Raw genomic sequence first — 20,950 nt, 5'->3', positions numbered from 1 at the left:
AGGAGGTTGTATGAGATTATTTGTATGGATAACTCTTTTAGCGGTTACTTTTTCAAGTTGTAAAGGAGGAGATAGGGTTGAGTTAACCGAGAAGGAAAGGGAAAAAATGGAAGCCGAGGTAGCGAATGTTTGTAAAGAGATGGAAATAGCGATGAAACGAAATAGAAGCATATTTTCGATTACAAACTATATGTCTGAGATAGTCGTCTATTCTGACGGGAAGACAGAAATGACTTTTCCTTTGACGAACATTGTTAAGCTAAGAGAACTTGACAAGAAGTTTGACTATGAAGACTTTTTGAGGTTTATAGCTAATCTTCGTATTAAGGCATACGATGAGGGTGATGTATACACCAAAATTGGTATATTTAAGTATGACAAGAAAAATAAAAAGTGGAAAATGGATCGAATTGAAATCCCATTAAACGAGAATGAAAAGGAAAAGGTTAAGGCGGAGATAATAAATATTTGTAAAGAAATAGAGATGGCGATGAGAAAACATAAAAGTATATTTTCAATTACAAATTACATAGCTGATAGGGTTATCTATTCTGATGGGAGTTTAGATATATCATTTCCTCTTACCAATATAGACAAGCTAAAAGAACTAGATAAGCAATTTGATTATGAATATTTTTTTAAATGGTTAACTAATGAAGAGATTTATGTGTTAGATAATGGTTATATAGTATACACTGACTTGGGGACATTTAAGTACAACAAAGAAAAGAACAAATGGGAAATAGCTGAATTTAGTTTTTCAGCCGAAGAGAGTACAGAAGAGTAAAGATGGAGGATGCAAAGCTCTTTTGGGTAACCGAGGCAGGAGGCTGTCTACCCGTTGCGTCAAATAAAAAAGTACTCGAAATTCGAATCATTGCCTCATAAAAAAAAGTACTCAAAAATTCCATACAGTTTCCTCCAAATTTTTGTTTTTTACATTCTTTTTCTTTTGAAGGCTGAAAAGTTTTCTCTGGCAAGCCGTAATTTTTTGTCTTAGGTGAAACAAATCGAGAGCCTTATAAAGCCTTGTTAGGCGCCTTTGTGCCTCACTTACATAAGAGCTTTCTAAAAGCCGTTGGTAGGGAGTTTTAATATCATCATGCTTCTTTTGCACCTTGCTTCCGATTCTCTTTTTCTCTGTCATTTTCATAACCGGTTGAAAAAAGTTGGCATAAAGCCTGAGATACGCATAGAGTCGGTTCAAGTAGTAGACTTCTTCCTCGGTATCGTAGCGGAAGTATCCAACATTCTGGCGGACTATGGAATAGTTTTTCTGCTCAACGTAGCAGTTATCATTGGAACGGGAGCTTCTTCCCCTTGTAAATTTTATCTGGTGCTTCTCACACCAATCGCGTAGAGGATGATTAATAAATTCAGCACCGGTATCAGAATCAATTCCCCGTAACTCAAAAGGAAGTCTTCCTTTGACTTTTTCTATGGCTTCTCTTACCCATTTTGAAGCCTTGTTTTTGATTGCCACAAGTTCTGTCCAACCGCTCCAAACATCCACCATATTTAATGTTTGAGCAAAATCTCCCGGCCATTTCCTCCCTCATGGGCAACCAGATCAATCTCCATAAAACCAGGGCAATTTTCATCCCACTCTGCCCACGTGCGTATAGCTATTTGTTGCTTTAACAACGTTCCAGGTTTTTTGTTTTTCTGTCCTTTTTATCTCAAGTTTTTTACGCTCATGTTTCAAAAGTCGGTCAATACTTGAAGCACTTATATGTATGGGAAACTCTCTATGGCCTGTTGAAAACCCTGAAATGTCCTGTTTGTTAAGAGATTATCTAAAACTTCATTGAGAATCGGCTTTAAGCGCTTGCTTAACACATGTAGTTTTTCAATTTCCCCAGACCTTTTAGAAGTTTTAGTTCCTCTTCGCCGAATTTTTTCTTTCTGCCAGGTCTTTTGCCCTTTTGGCTATATCGGTTTTAAGGTAATTTTTTTGCCTACATATATGGTTTTTCCGTGTTGCTCTCAAGAGCCTGGCGGCATAGTTTCGATTTTTAGGCCTGTTATCCTCACAAAGTAATCCAGCATCTCCTTTTTCTCCTTTTGCTGGCTTTTTGATATTGTTTTGCCGTTTCCCTGTAAATAGGTCTCCTTCAAACATCGCCACCCCAATTCCGCTGGCGAGCCTGTCGAGCCACGGTTGGCGAGCCTGTCGAGCCACGGTTGGCGAGCCTGTCGAGCCACGGTTGGCGAGCTTGTCGAGCCATGAACTGGATTATTTTACATTAAAGTAGTACTTTTTATTTTGAAGCAACGTTCCTTTTCGAGTACTTTTATTATGAAGCAATTCTGATGACCCCGTTGCGCCAAATAAAAAGTACTCGAAATTGAATCATTGCCTCATAAAAAGTACTCAAAAATTCCTTTCCTCCAAATTTTTGTTTTACATTCTTTTTCTTTTGAAGGCTGAAAAGTTTTTCTGGCAAGCTGTAATTTTTTGTCTTAGGTGAAACAAATCGAGAGCCTTATAAAGCCTTGTTAGGTGCTCTTTTGTTCCACACTTACATAAGAGCTTTCTAAAAGCCGCTGGTAGGGAGTTTTAATATCATCATGCTTCTTTTGCACCTTGCCCGATTCTCTTTTCTCTGTCATTTTCATAACCGGTTGAAAAAGTTGGCATAAAGCCCGAGATACGCATAGAGTCGGTTCAAGTAGTAGACTTCTTCCTCGGTATCGTAGCGGAAGTATCCAACATTCTGGCGGACTATGGAATAGTTTTTCTGCTCAACGTAGCAGTTATCATTGGAACGGGAGCTTCTCCCTTGTAAATTTTATCTGGTTCTTCTCACACCAATCGCGTAGAGGATGATTAATAAATTCAGCACCGTATCAGAATCAATTCCCCGTAAATCAAAAGGAAGTTTTTGACTTTTTCTATGGCTTCTCTTACCCATTTTGAAGCTTTGTTTTGATTGCCACAAGTTCTGTCCAACCGCTCCAAACATCCACCATATTTAATGTTTGAGCAAAATCTCCCGCTATTTCCTCCCTCATGGCTACCAGATCAATCTCCATGAACCCAGGGCAATTTTCATCCCACTCTGCCCACGTGCGTATAGCTATTTGTTGCTTTAATAGCTCCAGGTTTTGTGCCTTTTCGTCCTTTTATCTCAAGCTTTTACGCTCATGTTTCAAAAGTCGGTCAATACTTGAGGCACTTATATGGCGCAAGTTTTCTATAGCCTGTGGAGAACCGTGGAGATGCCCGTTTGCTAAGAGATTATCTAAAACTTCATTGAGAATCGGTTTTAAGCGCTTGCCACATGTAGTTTTCAATTTCCCAGACCTTTTTAGAAGTTTTAGTTCCTCTTCGCCGAATTTTTTTTCTGCCAGGTCTTTGTTCTTCTTGGCTATGTCGGCTTTTAAGGTAATTTTTCTTGCCTACATAGATGGTTTTTCCGTGCTGCCTCAAGAGCCTGGCGGCATAGTTTCGGTTTTTTAAACCTGTTATCCTCACAAAGTAATCCAGTATCTCCTTTTTCTCCTTTTTGCTGGCTTTTTGATACTCTGCTTCGACAAGCTCAGCATATCATTTCGCCGTTTACCTGTAAATAGGTCTCCTTTCAAACATCGCCAACCCAATTCCGGTTGGCGAGCCTGTCGAGCCACGGTTGGCGAGCTTGTCGAGCCACGGTTGGCGAGCTTGTCGAGCCATGAACTGGATTATTTTACACAAATTTAAAGTACTTTTTTATTTTGAAGCAACGTTCCCTTTTCGAGTACTTTTATTATGAAGCAATTCGATGACTTGACAAATTTTCTGATTTACTATATACTAAGAAAAAGGCATTCAGGATTAGTGAGAGAACTGAAAGTAAAAACACCGATTGAAGCTGTAAGAGAATGGTATAAAATAAAGCCTGAGTTGTTTAAAGAGACACCGGATGTATTTCGGGCAAAACTCGATAATTTGATACAACGTGGTGAAACTTGACAATTTCTGATATAGAGAATAAGGGTAAGTTTGGGGAGGTGATAGAAAACCTAAGGGCGAGGATAACGAATGATGGGGATCGTGTGCTTCTTGACCGGCTTCTTAAGGATGTACTCAAGGGTGGTAATACCAAAGAAAATAACAGCAACTTTGTAGCGATAAGGGATAGGCTAGCAACAAACTATTACAAAGATGGTGATTCAAAAGATATGTTAGAAAGAACGAAGCTTCTCAACTATCTCAATGGGCTAAAGTATATCTATGATTTTAGGGATGTTGCAGCTGTAGGTATAGCAAAACGAGCCTGTTGCATGATAGCGAACTATACTCTTGCTGGTGCAAATGGCATATTAGATCCCACCGAGTTTGCCTTTGAGGACTATTTTGTAGAGATGTTTAACAAGGGGCTTGTGGGCTATAGTAAGCTAGAGAATATGTCTCTTTCCTACTTTAATAGTGGAAGCTACAATAGGAGAAGTGGTGCTCCTGTGTATGTATGGGCTCATGGGTGGAGTGATAACATGAAGATAAATGAGCTTAATGGTGGCATACAGCGGGCGAAATTATACGGAGTTATGGATATAGAGGATGATGGTGTAAAGCATCACATGTATTGGTATGTCCGTGCGGATATGATAGGGAAGAGCACGAATCTTTCTCTTGAGTTTAGTGGCGGGTGGTCACTTGAGAAGGTGAAGGCACGCATGCAAGAGCTGAGCAATCGGTTAAATACTTTAATGGGCGATTATGAAAATTCTCGTCAGAGCGATATTCTTAAAAAAATTCGAGATACTCGTAATGCACTGAAAGGATATAAGGACATATTAGATTCCTCTCAAGCTATTTTTGCCAATCTTCGTAGGTTGTATGATGCTTCTCCTCGGTTTTTTATGGTTCAGAGGAAAAGTAATGAGGGTGATACCCATTTCATGCTCGGGATGTATGTTGGTGGCACGCTTAGGCTCTATGACCATAATCCTTGGGGGAAGTGGGATGATATTTGTGACAGGGAAGATTATATTGTGAATTACTTTTGGTATTAAACACAATGGGAGGTTAGTTTATGAATAGGATATATTTAATTTTTGTAGTGATATCAGTCATAGGTATAAGTGGTTGTTGGAACGGGTGTACAGCTCGTTCTCAGAAGGGTGGTGAGGTATCTAAAAGTACGACGAATTTCTCTGATAATGATGTTATGACTAATAGTGGAAGTATAAGCTCGGTAGAAAGATTTGTGAGAGGTATGAATAAAGGAATCACTGTTGGTGGGGATTATGAGGATCCAAGGACAGGTATATTTTACAGTATTTGGATTCGTGGTAAAGAAGATCCCAAATATTTTAATCAGAAGTGGATACACTTTAATTATGTTCTCCCTAATGATCCGGAGCTCTGCATTCATGACTTTCAATATGGTGGGATAGTGTGGGAGAGCTATCGTGTATTTCCAGAGGAGAACATGATAAGTTTTTACAAGGCTGATGGGCGTCATATACTTAGTATAAAGTTTTTAAGTCCATCAAACTTTATACTTTTAGAAGGTGAGATTGTTAGAAGCTATTTTGATGATGGATTTGATCGTGGATACTATAAAGAACTTATGGAGACAAATATTCCTGAGGCTCAGAGGGAGTCAGAAAGACAATCGTTAAGGAATACGATAGGTTGTTTTGCTTCTGTAGGAGGTCCTTTTTCTAATGAGTTTATACCAGATGTGGCTTTCACTTTTTATTAAGGAGGAGACTTACTTATGGTTTCCGCCCCTTGCTTGCGGTGCTTCCGTGAGAGAGGGAAGAACTCTCAGAGAACCAGCCATGAGCTGGGTGGAAGAAAAAAGGTGCGGTAAAACAAATTCCGAGCCACAGGATGTAGGGTAGGTCACGGCTAATACAAGGATGTATTCGCCGTGACGGTAGAGGAAAAAAGAAAGCTAAAAGAAAAACCTCCAGCTCACAAGGGGCAAGAAAAAAAGTAGAAGAAACCGCGCAAGGGGCAAGGGAGGGGGTTTCAAGGGGGACTAGCTTCAGTCTCCCTTGAGGGAGGAGGAGAAAGTGGAGACGTGGAACACCCTCATTACTAACTTTAGCACCTTGGGTCAGTTGACAGCCAATACCTTCCAAGGGTTAACAACTGGTCTTGCCTATCTTGCTTCCAGCGGGTGGAATGTCTTTCCTTCTCCTGTGAGCCAGGACAATCGTACACAAGAGAGGGAAAAGGCCGAAAAAGAAAGCATGGTAGCAACGGAGGGGGAGAGGAGGAGAAGGGAAGAGGAACGTGTCAAGAGGGAGCAGGGTTACAGGCTTCGTAGGATGTGGGGCACAGACCCAGCGTGGGAGAGTGGGATGGAGGAGTACAAGAAAGTTTATATTGAGGCCATAAGAAACGGCATGAGTGAGGAGGAAGCTCATCAGTATGCCACTAGTTGTGCCCAGAGGCGGGTGGAAGAGATTCAATCTCAGGAGAGAGCTTATGCGGAGAGGAGACAGAGGGGAGATGAAAATTCTATGCCAAATGTTTATGGAGGGACGCGAGAAGAAGACACATTTAGGCTTACGCGGGAAGACTTTGAAAGGGCAAAAAATGCTGATGAACTATTTTATAAGAACCATCCAGAGATGAAAGGTAAGAAGATTGGTGATCTTTCTGATAGTGATCCCAGGAAGAAAGAGTTCATCAAGGAATGGCTAAGATACAATGCCATAATAAAGGAGAGGAACAAGAAGGATTCTCCCTCTACTTCCACTCCATCAGTGTCTAACCCAACTCAATCAGTTGAAGTTTTGGAGCCAAGTTTTCTGGACAGGGTAGAAGCTTTTCTTTCTGGTTCCAAGAACGTATTGACTGTAAAGAATGTGATAGAAGAGAACTACGATGGAACTAAAAGGAAAGGCATGACTGGCTACTCAATAATAAAATTACAGACTGGTAGAGAAGTAGTGAAAATGAGGGTGAATGGTGTTGTATGGGGTGAAGATTCGACTATAGAAGATGGGCAGGGAGGCAGGGACTACGAACATCCCCTACAGGATGGTAAATATAAGTTAAGATATCGGCCAACAACGGATCCTAAATCTAAATATCAGGTAGAGGTCTATAGAGATACGGGTAATTATGAGAATGGTGTTTTTGTGCATCGAGGGTATACTTCAGAAGGGTGTATAGTACTAGGAGATGAGAAGTTATCCCGCTCCATTTATGAAACTTTACTAAAACTTGTAAAACAGGATGCAATAATAGAACTCAGGGTAGGAAATCGTGATCTACGTAGTCTTGAGGAAAGACGGTGGAGACCCCTTCCTTGGAAATCTTCTATTTTTTAAATCTTTAGAAGGAGGCAAAGATGTTAATAAGGAGAATAACGACAACACTTCTTTTTTTGATGTACCTTTTTAGTCTATCTAGCTGTGAGAAGGAAGGTAAAGGAAAGGTAGAGGAACGTGAGGAATTTCAAAAGGAATTAACCACAGACTTACCGGGTGTGGAGTGGAGGTATGGTGTTGCGTTTATAAAAGGTAAACCTGCTTATTTTAGTCCAGTGAAAATGGAAGAAGCAGAGGTAGATTTGGAATTGTATCTTTCGTATGAATATATTAAAAGGGAATGTTCAAAAAGTCCGACAAATATTGTTGTAACAACTGAAGTTGGTTTTCTTGATAACATACAAGCTATTGTTCTCACAAAAGAGATATACGATACTAATGGTAATTGGGTCGATATGCTTTTTGAACCCACTCTAGATCCTGAATTATATTTTCAACAGCATGGATTATTTTATCGAATTTCGAATCAAGCGATGTATTTGAGCAAGGATAAGACGAATTGGAGCAAATTAAAGATGAGGGTTGTAAGTGACAAAGTAACTTACTATGATATTGATCCTGAGAATCCTTCGCTGGGGAAATATGCTGTATATATGATACTTTATCTTGAATGCGACTGGTTTAAGGGTGAGTATGAGGTTGAAGAGTATGCAACTCCTGGATAGACATAGATAGGCCACTGTGGTTTTCCTACCAAAAGGTTGTGTGTGCAACACGCGTGGTGGTTTCCGCCCCTTGCTTGCGGTGCTTCCATTACAGAGAAAGTACTCTCAGAGAACCAGCCGTGAGCTGGGTGGAAGAAAAAAGGTGCGGTAAAACAAATTCCGAGCCACAGGATGTGGGGTAGGTCACGGCTAATACAAGGATGTATTCGCCGTGACGGTAGAGGAAAAAACAAAGCTAAAAGAAAAACTTCCAGCTCACAAGGGGCAAGAAAAAAAGTAAAAGAAACCGCGCAAGGGGCAAGCGAGGGGGTTTCAAGGGGGACTAGCTTCAGTCCCCCTTGGGGGAGGAGGAGAAAGTGGAGACGTGGAACACCCTCATTACTAACTTTAGCACCTTGGGTCAGTTGACAGCCAATACCTTCCAAGGGTTAACAACTGGTCTTGCCTATCTTGCTTCCAGCGGGTGGAATGTCTTTTCTTCTCCTGTGAGCCAGGACAATCGTACACAAGAGAGGGAAAAGGCCGAAAAAGAAAGCATGGTAGCAACGGAGGGGGAGAGGAGGAGAAAATTTAAAGAGAGTATGACTCTTTATCATCAAAGAATACTTTTTGAAAAGATAAAAAACATAGAGGAGGGGCCACTAAAAGAAAAGCTTAGGAATATGATAGCCGAGTATGAGTCAGATGATGGCAATGCTAACACAGAGAAGATCAATGAGATAGTATCTCTTCTACTCAAGGTAAGCAACAAAGCCAATGAGTATGCAGGGGGCAATGTAACAGGCAATGTAACGTTGGAGCAGTTGTTGGCAAGGTCAGAAAACATCTATGAGCTTTTAGACAACACGAATCAAATATACAGTTATGCTGTAGGGGTAGCGACGGACATAGCATACGATAAGTATGGTGGTGATGCTGCCATTCGGAACTATGAGAAGACACGGTTAGGGTTATCGGATGAGGATATATCTGATGAAATGATGGAAAGCGGGAGGGAGAAATTTAGCAGTATGTTTGAGTTCAATCTTCAGCATACTGCTTTAAACCAGGACAAGAATGTAGCTGAGTTTGATACCAAGACGAACGAAGGTAGAAAACTTCTCGAGATGTATAGCTACTTTGCGGATCTACGAGGTGGCTATGGGAGCTTTGAGAAGTCGATGAAAAAGGACTTTGTGATTCTTGGTGAGGAAGGCATGGGTAAAGGTGAAAGATGTGGCAAGGACACCTACAATGATAGGATAACGGTGGTAAGAGGGGGCAAGATAGTAGAGTTTTACCGAGGAAATGTGGATGCCTCTCGACATTACGAAATTAAGAAGGGAATACCATATAGTTCTATAGCACCTGGTGTTTATGAGGCGAGAACGTTTTATAGAGCTTCTAAGAGTAAAATGAGGGAAAACAGACAATTTACCATTCTGATAGCAAATGGTGGTGCAGTACCTGCTGTAGAAGGTGGTTCCCAGAAAGTGAAATATGAGATTCTTATTCACATAGGTGGTCCTGATAATACCTGGTCTAAAGGTTGTCAAACAATATACGGTGGCCGATACACAGGAAAGAAAATGGACGGTAGTTACCAACTTGATGGTGGAGACTACACCTATTTTATGGGCTTGTTTGGGACAGTTAAAATGGTGTATAATCCGGTTGAAAAGGCATATGAACCCAAATGGTACATGGATTATACACTTGAAGGTACATACTATTTGTTAAGCCAATAATGATGAGGAGGGGAGATATGACGAAAAAGGTATTAGGGATTATGGTTTTGTCATTTGTTGGTTTGTATGCTGGGTCTCTAAAGGTATCTATTGTTTCCAGAGCTTCTTCTTACTTAAACGGTGATATAAGGTACAGTGTGTTTTCCCTATTTGATGGTGACATTAAGACGTGTTGGGCAGAAAATGTAGAAGGTGATGGAAGTGGCCCAGAGAGGCCAATGACATGGGATAATAGCGGTCTTTTTGTTATAGATAGGAATGGGGCTGGGGAATATGTAAATGTAGGTTTTAACCCAAAGTCAAGTCCGTTTCTGATTGATACTATAAGGATATACAATGGTTATGGGAAGAGTGAGGAGATATGGAAGAAAAATAACCGGGTGAAAGGGTTATCCCTTCTGTTTCTCTATTTGGTAGTTAAGAATAATGAGACAAATGTTATAACGACTAATAGAGAGGTTTTGTTATCAGACTCTGGGTGGAATGAGATCAGTTTACACGAGCTGAAGGTCAATCCTACAAATATAGATGCTGTAAAGTTTACTATTCTCTCCACATATCCTGGGACGCATTATAATGACACCTGTATAAGTGAGATAGAGTTCTGGTACAAGGGCAAGAAGTATGAGATAGCCAATCTTGAGGAGGCGAAGAGGGAGTATTTGCGTCGTTATATTGAGGAAAGGCGGAAAGGCCATAAAGGCTTATATAATAGTGAACTTTCGACCTTATCGGAGGAGAATTATGAGAAGCTTATGAAGGCTGTGGGGTGGGAGGTAGAGAAGGATCGTGAAAAGAGGACATTTTTGGTTGAGTTTGCGGAGAATGGAGAGATAATTTTAGAGTGGTTAAACTGGGCGGGGGAGGGTAGTGAAGCTTTTCGCAAACATCCGAGGGGTGTAGCTGGTTACTGGAAGATTGATGAGAATGGTTCATTATGGATAAAAATTGGGGACAATCCATGGAAGAAAGAGATGCTAAATGATTATACAATCTTAAAAGGCACAGATCTTGAGGGTTTAGCGTTAAGCGACTGGGATGAGTGTGGGGAGTCCTGGGAGGGTGAGGAGTAAAAGTGCGAAGAAGGTTTAGGGTTTTTCTCTTCTTCCCGCCCCTTGCTTGCGGTGCTTCCGTTAGAGAGGGAAGAACTCTCAGAGAACTAGCCGTGAGCTGGGTGGAAGAAAAAAGGTGTGGTAAAACCAATATCCGAGCCACAGGATGTGGCGAGAAAGTCACGGCTAATACAAGGATGTACTTGTGTGACGATAGAGGAAAAAGGAAAGCTAAAAGAAAAACCTCCGGCTCACAAGGGGCAAGAGAAAAGTTGGTAGGAGAAACCGCGCAAGGGGCGGAGTGGGGGTTTCAAGGGGGACTAGCTTCAGTCTCCCTTGGGGGAGGAGGGTTAGACTACCACCCTTGCTAGCATGACCGCCGCCTACCTTAATACCGACCTTGGTGTTGGTAAGATGGTAGGTAGCTGGGCTGGTAGCTGGGCTGGGAATATATTTGGTGGGAACAACTGGTTTACTGTAGGTATAGAGATGGGTGTGCAGAGGATGACAGAGAGTGTAGTAGAGAGCTCTCTTATGGTTGGGGCGAAGGTGTATGATTTGAAAACTGGCAAACTGAGGGATGACTGGGCTAGTTTTATTGGCAAGAGTATTCTTGAAAGTGGGATGATAGGTTTTGTTAGTGGGTTTACAACAGGTATGATAGGTAGTGCCCTTGGTGGGACATACACCAATGGGAGTTTTGTATTCTTAGACAAGAAGTCGAGCAAAGCTCTTGGGAAGGAGGTTTATCTTTTCTATGGAGACAAGCTTAACAACTTTGCTAACACTATAGGGAGTATAGCGGGAGAAGCAGTGCATTATGCGTGGGGAGGGAATTTCAGGATAAGCCTTGCGAGTGATGTAGGGATGGCATTCACGCACGATGGGCAGATAGTGAATGACACGAGCGGAGGTATTGGGCTTGTTAACCTTGTGGATGCGATGGGAAGTTTAAACTATGTGGGTTTCCAGGCAGCCAATGTTAACGGAGGGGATAAAGGCTTAAGCAGGATAAGCTATGTAAATATGGGATATTTAAGTGGGGATGATTTTGGTATGAAGACTTCTATGGATATTATTAATGGGAAGAAAAGTTTATTATTTGACCTTGAAGAGGAAGGGCATTATGGAGAGGCTGGGGAAGATACCATACATCTAAATAAGAAAGCAATTACGGAGAATACAGCAGAAGGTCTTCTATTTTATACTTTCACAGTAGTAAGGTGTATTGATTGATTCTGGTCTTGTTGATGACAGCTATGCAGCGGAGCTATGGTTTGATACAGATAAGGAAATTTGTATATGATGGAAGCAGTGAGTATTCGAAGGTTGCAAATTTAATTGCCTATGACTGAGACAGGGATTTAAGCTTGTTTAACTGGGAAAGTGGAAATGATTTATGGATTAAAGAGATATAAGGAATCAGAGGAATAATGTAAAGAAAACGGAAGAATGATGGAAGTGTAATCCAGCATTAACGTGAATGAATAATAAAAGGACTTAAGGAAGGTAGTTGGTTCTTCAATGAGGAAAGACAAATAGAGGATGAACTTGAGGAGAGAAGGAGAGAGATGAGTTCATATTTGAAAAGTAAGTATGGGGTAGATGAAAGGACATTTCCTTCAACTCTTGTGGAACTTGCTCTAGCGAGTGGAAGTATTGAGCCTGTGGATTATAAAAAGGGACAGTGGTTCTATAAGGATGGAACGGAAGTTTCTCATAGTTGGGATGGTAAAAACAATGGAAACCCAACTGTTGATGATGTAAAAAAATTTTACCTCTATTTGAAAAATAAAATAATGAAGCCTGGTGATCAACTCATAGCGGGAGGAAGATTCAACTTTGTTTATGAAGATAATAATATGAAGAAGAGATTACAGCATATGGTATATATCAAGGAGATAACAGAGAATGGCTTAATAATAGTTGATCCATACGGAGGGTATATTAAGTATGCAATGCAGAACTATGGTAATTTCAAATATAACAATATAGAGGATAATTTGTACAGGCGGAATGATAAGATAAATGAGTTTACTCGAGAATTTACCTCGTACTATTTTCTGCCATGGGATAAGGTATATGAACATGAGGTAGGAAGAAGGGTATTTCTTTTACTGAGGCCAAATATGGATATAGCTGATAATTTTTCTCGTCAATTGTGGAAAAAGTGGTTTTTTGGGAAGTAAGTTCAGAAAGGAGGGAAAGGTAAGATGAAGATAAGGTTTATATTAGGGATAATGATAATATTAAATCTTACAACCTGTGGGGAGAGTAAGCTTAAGGTAGATGAACTTAAGATAGTAGAAACAAAAATAGTAAGCGAAAGTGAGCCTAATACGAAACCCAAAAAGGAGTTTTTGGATGGAATTATGCGAATGGCTATAAGCGTAGTTACTCTCAGGATACCCGCCGTTGATGCATACAATTCCTGGGAGATCACTCATGGAAAAGATATAATGGAGTTAGCTGATGAGGATCCAGCAACAGCCTGGATAAGTCGTGATGATGGTTTGACTGACTATTCAGGGTGTCGTATCTATCACTTGGCTGGTTATGATATAAAGCGGAAAGATCATTTACCATATGCGATAGATATATTACCGGGTGGGCAAAGAGTAAGAAAATATAAAGTATATAACAGGCCTAAAAGGATAAGATTAGAGTTATATCATATTCCTTTTCATTATGCTAAGAGTCTGGATGACGACAGCTATGTGTTGGAAGACGAGATTAGATTGATATATGTAGTTATTGCAGAGTTAACAGATGAGCTTGCATGGCAAAGAATAAGAATCAATATAGAAGACAGCGAAGAATATTTGGGAGAAAGAATGGCTGGTCGTTTAGTTATAGAGGATATTTATCCTGGTATAACCAATCATACAGCTATATCTATGATACGATTTGTTTATAGGGAGAAAGAAGAGGAATAAAGAGTGATACTATAGTACTGAAAAACTAACCTCTTCTTTTACAGTAGGAAGCGAAATTAGCAGAGGGCGATGCCGATTTAAGAGCGAAGCTTGCGCATTATACAGCGACGGTGATGCACGAGGGGTTCCATATAGATCAGCACGCATGGCTTGCTGCAAGTGGTCTTGAAGCGGACGATATAACGCTGGAGAGGATGGCATATGAACAGAGCACGATGACACTTGCGCTCCTACAGGCGAATTTTGGGCTTGGTGTTGGTGGGAGTAAGTATGAGGATGTAGCGAGACAGGGGGCATATTTTGCACTCACTGGAGATTCGGATACGCTGGATATGAGTGGAAGAAGTTTGAAGGTAAAGGTGGACGGGAAGACTACGAATGTTACGATGGAGGATTGGACAAATACAGCGAAAGGAAGAAGTAACTGCATAGAAGGAATGGCTAAGGCGCTAGGAGTAACTCCTGATAAAGTGTTAGAAGCGTTAAAGAGGACGGGACATTATAACGGGATGAGTGATAAACAGATAGCGAAGAGTCTTAAGGTAGGTGAGACGCTTGTAGTGAGAGATGGGAGAGTAATGACGGAAGAGGAAGCCAAAGGAATAGATTGGGCAGGGGTAGGACAAACTGTAGGGAAGTTTTTGCTTTTACCACTAAAGAAGGGCTATGAATTGCTGAGTTGGGGGAAGAAAGAGGTATTACAAGAAGAGGTAATAACTCCAGAGGGGTTAGATCCAGAATATGCCTCGAAGGTGGTTGCATATCTTGGGTTAGAAGGCAAGGGATACAGAAACTACTCTGCTGATGGAGATATTGACAAGTGGGGGAGACCTGAAGTTGTAAAGGCTTTAAAACAGATAGCCGCAGCATGGAATAAGAAGTATCCTGACCAACCGATTTACTACGGAGACTTAAGTAGGTATCTTGGAGACAGCGACCCTGCCCATACTTCTCATAAACACGGTATGGATGTAGATGTAAAGTTTGTCTCAACTGATGGCAAGAGTCATCCAGGGAATTATAATGATAAGTGGACTTTATATGATAGAGATGCTACAAGAGAATTAATCCAAATGTTCCTTGATTATGATAATAGAAACTTTATACAAAAATGGTTGGGAATGCCAAAAACTGTCATAGTGGAAAAGATTTTCTTTAATGATGAGGTACTCATAAATTATTTCGATAAAAATGGTTACGAAGGTAAGGTTCAATACTTCCGTGGTCACGACAGTCATCTGCATATCAGGTTTAAACTCCTAAAACAAAAAAGTAGATAGAAGAGTAGGAGGTTCACATGAGGCGAATAATAATATTACTTTTAGTAACTTTTTTTGGAATTGTGATTATATCTTGTGAACAAAGAGAAGTAAAAAAGTCTCATGAAGATATTAGAACAGCGGTAGGAATAGAGAAAACGGAGTTTGGTACTATAAATACTAATAAGTTTGGTGAATATCTGATTGAAGATTGGAGGACGTATTACAAAATATTTTTGAGAGCTGTAAAAGATAGAGATAGAGAACTATTGAAAAAACTTACCCATTTTGATATTGTATTTGATGAAGTTGATAAAGAGAAAAATGAAGTAACTAATAGCTGGGGAATGAGTGATAACCGAGATAATTGGAAAAAAACAGGAATAGAACATGTTGATTTTTCCATAATAGAAGAGTTGTTGAAAAGTAAGGGTAGTTATCGAGAGACCAAATTAGAAGATGGGCGTATTATGAAATCATATTATTTCCCAGCTTGGGAGGAGGTAAAAGGTCCAACATACAGTATGTCTTTCTACAATTACGGAGAAGGAGCCGGCTGGGAATGGAGAGGTCTTATATGGGGGGATGAAATCGGAGGAACGCGTGAAATTGTATACTACATCCTCACTGGTGACAATGTAAACGTGCGTACCGAACCATCTACCAACTCAGCAGTGTTATGTAGGCTAAAGAAGGGTGCAAGGGTAAAATTTTTGGAGGGGTCGGAGACTACGTTAACCATTGGAGACAAGACAGGCTATTGGTTATATATAGACACGGGCATAAAGGATAAGAAGGGCAATACAATAAAGGGCTGGGTACTAGATTTATATTTAGGGGAAGAATAAACCCCCTGTAAGCACACCAAAGCCATAAAGCATTGAAGCAAATAAAGCCTACTTCCCATATATTCCACTGAAGCAAGCGAGGCAGGAGGCCGAGCGACCTTGCCTGTTGATTTTATATCATCTATTTTACAAGAGCAAGGTTTTGCTGTATAATTTTTATAGTGATTAAGGTAGAAGCTGGTTCAGTACAGCTGCGGCATTTGGTATGCAGAAGATGACGGAAGGGTTAATAAGTGGAGGTTTGATGGCGTTTACGAAGTGCTATAGCATAAGTAATGGGCAATGGCAATGGGATTCATATGACTGGAATAATTTACTGAAAAGTACGACGATGGGACTTGCGAGTGGCTTTGTTGGGGGATGGGTTGGAGGCGAACTTGGAGGGAGATACACGGATGGCAATTTATCATTTATAGACAGGATATCGAGCAAGGCGTTGACTAACAATGTATCACTATTTTATGAGATGAAGCTTAACAACTTTGCGAACACGATAGGGAGTATAGCGGGAGAAGCAGTGCATTATGCGTGGGGAGGAAATTTTAGGATAAGCCTTGGGGGCGGTGTAGGGATAGGATTCACAACCAATGGGCAGATAGTAAATGATACGAGCGGAGGGATTGGGCTTGTCAACCTTGTGGATGCGATAGGTAGTTTAAACTATGTAGGTTTTCAGTATAAGAATGTTCACGGAGGAGACGAGGGCTTATCGAGGATAAGCTATGTAAATATGGGATATTTAAGTGGGGACCTGCAGAATATGAAGACAGCGATGGATGTAATAAACGATAAGAAGAGGATAGAGTTTGACCTTGAAGGAGAGGGGGAGTATGGGTATGCAGGAGAGGATAACAGGACGATACATCTAAACAGGGAAGCGATATTAGCGGACGATGATGCCGATTTAAGAGCGAAGCTTGCGCATTATACAGCGACGGTGATGCACGAGGGGTTCCATATAGATCAGCACGAATGGCTTGCGAAGAATGGATATGAGATGGACGATGTAATACTGGAGAGGATGGCGTATGAACAGAGTACGAAGACGCTTGCATTGCTTAGCGCAAGGTTTGGGCTTGATGTTATCGGGAGTAAGTATGAGGAAGTAGCGAGACAGGGGGCATATTTTGCACTCACTGGAGATTCGGATACGCTGGATATGAGTGGAAGAAGTTTGAAGGTAAAGGTGGACGGGAAGACTACGAATGTTACGGTGGAGGATTGGACAAATACAGCGAAAGGAAGAAGTAACTGCATAGAAGGAATGGCTAAGGCGCTAGGAGTAACTTCTGATAAAGTGTTAGAAGCGTTAAAGAGGACGGGACATTATAACGGGATGAGTGATGAACAGATAGCGAAGAGCCTTAAGGTAGGTGAAACACTTGTGTTGAAGAATGGCAAGGTAATGACGGAAGAGGAGGCGAAGGGGGTAGATTGGGCAGGAGTAGGGAAAACTGTAGGAAAGTTTTTAATCTTATCTACACCACAGGGGCAGATGACAGTAGGAACAATAGGATTAGTAAGGATGGGGTATGAATTGCTTAAAGGAAATGGAAAGACTCAGGATCTAGCTTCAAAGCTAGTCAGTACATTACTTAGAGATGTTGTAGGTAAGCCATATTATAAGGGCGGTGGGCAGATGGGGGTAAACATATTTGCCTCTGGGATTTCGTCGGGAACAGGAGCCCTTGGGGGAGCTGTTCAAGGAATGATAAGTGGAATGGGGGGAGCTGTTGCAGGAGCAGTGGAAGCTGTTGCAGGGGCAGGGATACAGGGACTGGGGAATCTTGCCGTAAGTGGGCTTAAGGTTAATGAGTATGGTGGGCTTGATTGGCGTATGGACAGTGTACAGCTTGCAACGTGGGGGGTATCCACTATAGGGAGTATGGTGCTTGCGGGTGTTAATAGTGGGTATAATCCGAGCACGGCGACGACCTGGGAAGCTGCAGGATATGCAGGGATGAACTGGGCTATAAATTCTACTGTATCATTCATCAACAAAGGATGGAAGATGGACGAGAGTGGAAGGTTATACTGGGGACTTACAAATGAAGGAGAGGTAACGGAAGCATGGATGGATTTAGGGATAGGAACGCTAAAGAGTGGATTAAGCTTTGTGTTTGAAGGGAACTATACAGGCTATGGAGCAAAGCAGAAGGAGAGTTTAATAGCGTTTGCCCTTGGCAAAGGGATGGATATATATAAATATCAATTATATCAACAGGGAACATTTGGAAGAGCATTACAGGATAAATACGCTGGCCAGAATGCCTTTGACCTTGCGGGAGGGATAGACCTTACGATACTGACGAGAAATTGGAAGGAAGGAGAAAGGTCGATGAGTGGAGCGGTAGGTTTAAGGATATTATCTACTGGTATGGAATTACACAGTGGAGCAGGAGAGTTTGGAGGGTTTGGGTTTGTCCTTAATTCCAATGGTCTGAGCTGGCAGGGTGTGGACACGTGGAACACAATGATGAGTAATTTCAAAGACATAGGTCAGTTGACAGCCAATACCTTCCAAGGGTTAACAACTGGTCTTGCCTATCTTGCTTCCAGCGGGTGGAATGTCTTTTCTTCTCCTGTGAGCCAGGACAATCGTACACAAGAGAGGGAAAAGGCCGAAAAAGAAAGCCTGGCAGCGACAGAAGAGGAGAGGAGGAGAAAATTTAAAGAGAGTACCACCCTTTATCATCGAAGAATACTTTTTGAAAAGATAAAAAACATAGAGGAGGGGCCACTAAAAGAAAAGCTTAGGAATATGATAGCCACTAAAAGAAAAGTATATGATAGCCGAGTATCGGATGATGGCAATGCTAACACTGAGAAGATCAATGAGATAGTATCTCTTATACTCAAGGTGAGCAACAAAGCCAATGAGTATGCAGGTGGCAATGCAACAGGCAATGTAACGTTGGAGCAGTTGTTGGCAAGGTCAGAAAACATCTATGAGCTTTTAGACAACACGAATCAAATATACAGTTATGCTGTAGGGGTAGCGACGGACATAGCATACGATAAGTATGGTGGTGATGCTGCCATTCGGAACTATGAGAAGACACGGTTAGGGTTATCGGATGAGGATATATCTGATGAAATGATGGAAAGCGGGAGGGAGAAATTTAGCAGTATGTTTGAGTTCAATCTTCAGCATACTGCTTTAACCCAGGACGAGAATGTAGCTGAGTTTGATACCAAAACGAACGAAGGTAGAAAACTTCTTGAGATGTATAGCTACTTTGCGGATCTACGAGGTGGGTATGGGAGCTTTGAGAAGTCGATGAAAAAAGACTTTGTGATTTTTGGTGAGGAAGGCATGGGTAAGGGTGAAAGGTGTGGGAAGGACACCTACAACGATAGGATAACGGTGATAAGAGGGGGCAAGATAGTAGAGTTTTACCGAGGAAATGTGGATGCCTCTCGACATTACGAAATTAAGAAGGGAATACCATATAGTTCTATAGCACCGGGTGTTTATGAGGCGAGAACGTTTTATAGAGCTTCTAAGAGTAAAATGAGGGAAAATAGACAATTTACCATTCTGATAGCAAATGGTGGTGCAGTACCTGCTGTAGAAGGTGGTTCCCAGAAAGTGAAATATGAGATTCTTATTCACATAGGTGGTCCTGATAATACCTGGTCTAAAGGTTGTCAAACAATATACGGTGGCCGATACACAGGAAAGAAAATGGACGGTGGTTACCAACTTGATGGTGGAGACTACACCTATTTTATGGGCTTGTTTGGGACGTACGACAGTGAGGATGACCGATGGTACATGGACTATACTTTGATTGGGACATACTATTTACTAAGTCAATAGGGAAAATATATTATAGGAGGAGGCGAGAGATGAAATACATTTTATTGGTACTATTTTTGTTTGGTTGTGAGATAGGCTATTCATTGAAGATTTACATTGATGGGTCAAATGAATTGCACTATAATCAACCCATTGTTTTTGGGGAAGATGGGAATATTATGAAGTATTCTATCTTTAATTTGCTGGATGGGAATCCAAAAACTACTTTAGCTTTAAATAAGAAGAACATTACCTCTATGGCAACAAATGAGTATTTCAGGATAGTTTTTAAGGAAAATATAAAAATTGATCAGTTAGTTTTTTATAATGGTTTTCAACGTGATGAGGAGAGGTTTAAGAAGAATAATCGGGCAAAAGAAATTAAAGTATATGTGCGAGTGGTTTCAAATATTATTACAAAAGGAAATAGAGAGGGAATTTATAAAAGCAATACTTTCACTACAAATTTGATATTAGAAGATAGTTGGAACAAACAGGTTATTCCAGTTGGTGAGGTAGTAGGCAATACATTTATTTTTCACATCTTTTCTACTTATCCTGGGACGCATTATAATGACACCTGTATAAGTGAGATAGAGTTCTGGTATAAGGGGGAGAAGTACGAGATAGCCAATCTTGAAGAGGCGAAGAGGGAGTATTTGCGCCGTTATATTGAGGAAATGCGGAAAGGCTCTAAAGGCTTATATAATAGTGAACTTTCCACCTTATCGGAGGAGAACTATGAGAAGCTTATGAAGGCTGTGGGGTGGGAGGTAGAGAAGGATCGTGAAAAGAGGACATTTGTGGTTGAGTTTGCGGAGAATGGTGAGATAATTTTAGAGTGGGCGATGAAGGATAGTGAAGATCTTCGCAAACATCCGAGGGGTGTAGCTGGTTACTGGAAGATTGATGAGAATGGTTCACTATGGATAAAAATTGGGAACAATCCATGGAAGAAAGAGCTCCTAGATTACTATATGACCTTCAAAGGCACAGATCTTGAGGGTTTAGTATTAAGCGACTGGGATGAGTGTGGGGAGTCCTGTGAGGGTGAGGAGTGAAAGTGCGAAGAGAGTTATAGGGTTTTCTCTACTTTCCGCCCCTTGCTTGCGGTGCTTCCGTTAGAGAGAAAGGTGCTCTTAGAGAACCAGCCGTGAGCTGGGTGGAAGAAAAAAGGTATGGTAAGACCAATATCCGAGCCACAGGATGTGGCGAGAAAGTCACGGCTAATACAAGGATGTATTCGCCGTGACGGTAGAGGAAAAAACAAAGCTAAAAGAAAAACTCCAAGCTCACAGGGTGTAAGAAAAAAATGGGTAGAAGAAACCGCGCAAGGGGCGGAGTGGGGGTTTCAAGGGGGACTAGCTTCAGTCTCCCTTGAGG

At 41.1% G+C, this 20,950-nt stretch carries 20 protein-coding genes; 14 read left to right on the top strand and 6 right to left on the bottom strand.

Annotation, left to right across the window (positions count from 1 at the left end; translation table 11 throughout):
- Positions 1–10 precede the first annotated feature (10 nt).
- Positions 11–787, top strand: coding sequence for a hypothetical protein (locus KDW03_RS02015; RefSeq protein WP_271435734.1), 777 nt, complete (start codon positions 11–13; stop codon positions 785–787).
- A gap of 111 nt (positions 788–898) precedes the next feature.
- Here the strand turns inward: KDW03_RS02015 and KDW03_RS02010 are convergent, their stop codons facing one another.
- The 6 genes from KDW03_RS02010 to KDW03_RS01985 form a co-directional block, all read right to left on the bottom strand.
- Positions 899–1,516 (bottom strand): integrase catalytic domain-containing protein, encoded by a 618-nt coding sequence (locus KDW03_RS02010; RefSeq protein ID WP_271435733.1) that lies wholly within the window; start codon positions 1,514–1,516, stop codon positions 899–901.
- A 2-nt stretch (positions 1,517–1,518) separates the two neighbouring features.
- A complete protein-coding gene (locus KDW03_RS02005) occupies positions 1,519–1,644 on the bottom strand; it encodes a hypothetical protein (RefSeq protein WP_271435732.1) in 126 nt (41 codons plus the stop codon).
- A gap of 232 nt (positions 1,645–1,876) precedes the next feature.
- Entirely contained in the window at positions 1,877–2,122 is a 246-nt protein-coding gene (locus KDW03_RS02000) for a hypothetical protein (protein ID WP_271435731.1), read from the bottom strand.
- A gap of 785 nt (positions 2,123–2,907) precedes the next feature.
- Positions 2,908–3,036: a hypothetical protein gene (locus KDW03_RS01995; RefSeq protein WP_271435730.1), complete on the bottom strand. Its 129-nt coding sequence runs from the start codon at positions 3,034–3,036 to the stop codon at positions 2,908–2,910.
- 90 nt (positions 3,037–3,126) lie between these two features.
- The gene (locus KDW03_RS01990; RefSeq protein ID WP_271435729.1) at positions 3,127–3,297 is read right to left on the bottom strand and encodes a hypothetical protein; all 171 of its coding nucleotides are present in this window, start codon (positions 3,295–3,297) and stop codon (positions 3,127–3,129) included.
- Positions 3,254–3,478 carry a hypothetical protein gene (locus KDW03_RS01985; RefSeq protein ID WP_271435728.1) on the bottom strand — a complete coding sequence of 75 codons (225 nt, stop codon included), beginning with the start codon at positions 3,476–3,478 and terminating at the stop codon, positions 3,254–3,256. The genes KDW03_RS01990 and KDW03_RS01985 overlap by 44 nt, the downstream gene beginning before the upstream one ends.
- Positions 3,479–3,951: 473 nt before the next feature.
- Between KDW03_RS01985 and KDW03_RS01980 the strand changes: the two genes are divergently transcribed.
- The 13 genes from KDW03_RS01980 to KDW03_RS01920 all read left to right on the top strand — a co-directional run bounded on the left by KDW03_RS01980 (position 3,952) and on the right by KDW03_RS01920 (position 20,628).
- Positions 3,952–4,998 carry a hypothetical protein gene (locus KDW03_RS01980; RefSeq protein ID WP_271435727.1) on the top strand — a complete coding sequence of 349 codons (1,047 nt, stop codon included), beginning with the start codon at positions 3,952–3,954 and terminating at the stop codon, positions 4,996–4,998.
- A 20-nt stretch (positions 4,999–5,018) separates the two neighbouring features.
- Complete coding sequence (locus KDW03_RS01975) at positions 5,019–5,693, top strand: hypothetical protein (RefSeq protein ID WP_271435726.1); 675 nt, start codon at positions 5,019–5,021, stop codon at positions 5,691–5,693.
- 316 nt (positions 5,694–6,009) lie between these two features.
- Positions 6,010–7,278 (top strand): hypothetical protein, encoded by a 1,269-nt coding sequence (locus tag KDW03_RS01970; protein ID WP_271435725.1) that lies wholly within the window; start codon positions 6,010–6,012, stop codon positions 7,276–7,278.
- Between the two features lie 20 nt (positions 7,279–7,298).
- Positions 7,299–7,943: a hypothetical protein gene (locus KDW03_RS01965; RefSeq protein ID WP_271435724.1), complete on the top strand. Its 645-nt coding sequence runs from the start codon at positions 7,299–7,301 to the stop codon at positions 7,941–7,943.
- A 356-nt stretch (positions 7,944–8,299) separates the two neighbouring features.
- Positions 8,300–9,670, top strand: a complete 1,371-nt coding sequence (locus KDW03_RS01960) for a hypothetical protein (protein ID WP_271435723.1) — start codon at positions 8,300–8,302, stop codon at positions 9,668–9,670.
- A gap of 17 nt (positions 9,671–9,687) precedes the next feature.
- Positions 9,688–10,743 carry an NADase-type glycan-binding domain-containing protein gene (locus KDW03_RS01955; RefSeq protein ID WP_271435722.1) on the top strand — a complete coding sequence of 352 codons (1,056 nt, stop codon included), beginning with the start codon at positions 9,688–9,690 and terminating at the stop codon, positions 10,741–10,743.
- A 393-nt stretch (positions 10,744–11,136) separates the two neighbouring features.
- Positions 11,137–11,958 (top strand): hypothetical protein, encoded by an 822-nt coding sequence (locus KDW03_RS01950; RefSeq protein WP_271435721.1) that lies wholly within the window; start codon positions 11,137–11,139, stop codon positions 11,956–11,958.
- Between the two features lie 335 nt (positions 11,959–12,293).
- Positions 12,294–12,911, top strand: a complete 618-nt coding sequence (locus KDW03_RS01945) for a hypothetical protein (protein WP_271435720.1) — start codon at positions 12,294–12,296, stop codon at positions 12,909–12,911.
- Positions 12,912–12,935: 24 nt separating this feature from the next.
- The gene (locus KDW03_RS01940; RefSeq protein ID WP_271435719.1) at positions 12,936–13,658 is read left to right on the top strand and encodes a hypothetical protein; all 723 of its coding nucleotides are present in this window, start codon (positions 12,936–12,938) and stop codon (positions 13,656–13,658) included.
- A gap of 194 nt (positions 13,659–13,852) precedes the next feature.
- On the top strand, positions 13,853–14,938 hold the full coding sequence (locus KDW03_RS01935) for a penicillin-insensitive murein endopeptidase (RefSeq protein WP_271435718.1): 1,086 nt from the start codon (positions 13,853–13,855) through the stop codon (positions 14,936–14,938).
- A gap of 17 nt (positions 14,939–14,955) precedes the next feature.
- Positions 14,956–15,765: an SH3 domain-containing protein gene (locus KDW03_RS01930; protein WP_271435717.1), complete on the top strand. Its 810-nt coding sequence runs from the start codon at positions 14,956–14,958 to the stop codon at positions 15,763–15,765.
- A gap of 244 nt (positions 15,766–16,009) precedes the next feature.
- Positions 16,010–19,588 (top strand): hypothetical protein, encoded by a 3,579-nt coding sequence (locus tag KDW03_RS01925; RefSeq protein WP_271435716.1) that lies wholly within the window; start codon positions 16,010–16,012, stop codon positions 19,586–19,588.
- On the top strand, positions 19,537–20,628 hold the full coding sequence (locus tag KDW03_RS01920) for an NADase-type glycan-binding domain-containing protein (protein ID WP_271435715.1): 1,092 nt from the start codon (positions 19,537–19,539) through the stop codon (positions 20,626–20,628). Before KDW03_RS01925 ends, KDW03_RS01920 begins: the two co-directional genes overlap by 52 nt.
- The last annotated feature ends 322 nt before the right edge of the window (positions 20,629–20,950 follow it).

The sequence above is a fragment of the Thermospira aquatica genome (assembly GCF_023525255.1).
Taxonomy (GTDB): Bacteria; Spirochaetota; Brevinematia; order Brevinematales; family Thermospiraceae; genus Thermospira; species Thermospira aquatica.
This window is presented reverse-complemented; position numbering and strand designations above follow the sequence as displayed.

Excerpts from the sequence above, each read along its gene's own strand:
- KDW03_RS01920 (WP_271435715.1), top strand. The coding sequence starts at position 19,537 with ATGGTACATGGACTATACTTTGATTGGGACATACTATTTACTAAGTCA.
- KDW03_RS01995 (WP_271435730.1), bottom strand. The coding sequence starts at position 3,036 with ATGGAGATTGATCTGGTAGCCATGAGGGAGGAAATAGCGGGAGATTTT.
- KDW03_RS02000 (WP_271435731.1), bottom strand. The coding sequence starts at position 2,122 with ATGTTTGAAGGAGACCTATTTACAGGGAAACGGCAAAACAATATCAAA.
- KDW03_RS01930 (WP_271435717.1), top strand. The coding sequence starts at position 14,956 with ATGAGGCGAATAATAATATTACTTTTAGTAACTTTTTTTGGAATTGTG.
- KDW03_RS01925 (WP_271435716.1), top strand. The coding sequence starts at position 16,010 with ATGGCGTTTACGAAGTGCTATAGCATAAGTAATGGGCAATGGCAATGG.
- KDW03_RS01975 (WP_271435726.1), top strand. The coding sequence starts at position 5,019 with ATGAATAGGATATATTTAATTTTTGTAGTGATATCAGTCATAGGTATA.
- KDW03_RS02010 (WP_271435733.1), bottom strand. The coding sequence starts at position 1,516 with ATGGTGGATGTTTGGAGCGGTTGGACAGAACTTGTGGCAATCAAAAAC.
- KDW03_RS02015 (WP_271435734.1), top strand. The coding sequence starts at position 11 with ATGAGATTATTTGTATGGATAACTCTTTTAGCGGTTACTTTTTCAAGT.
- KDW03_RS01945 (WP_271435720.1), top strand. The coding sequence starts at position 12,294 with ATGAGTTCATATTTGAAAAGTAAGTATGGGGTAGATGAAAGGACATTT.
- KDW03_RS01955 (WP_271435722.1), top strand. The coding sequence starts at position 9,688 with ATGACGAAAAAGGTATTAGGGATTATGGTTTTGTCATTTGTTGGTTTG.
- KDW03_RS01935 (WP_271435718.1), top strand. The coding sequence starts at position 13,853 with ATGGCATATGAACAGAGCACGATGACACTTGCGCTCCTACAGGCGAAT.
- KDW03_RS01940 (WP_271435719.1), top strand. The coding sequence starts at position 12,936 with ATGAAGATAAGGTTTATATTAGGGATAATGATAATATTAAATCTTACA.
- KDW03_RS01965 (WP_271435724.1), top strand. The coding sequence starts at position 7,299 with ATGTTAATAAGGAGAATAACGACAACACTTCTTTTTTTGATGTACCTT.
- KDW03_RS01950 (WP_271435721.1), top strand. The coding sequence starts at position 11,137 with ATGGTAGGTAGCTGGGCTGGTAGCTGGGCTGGGAATATATTTGGTGGG.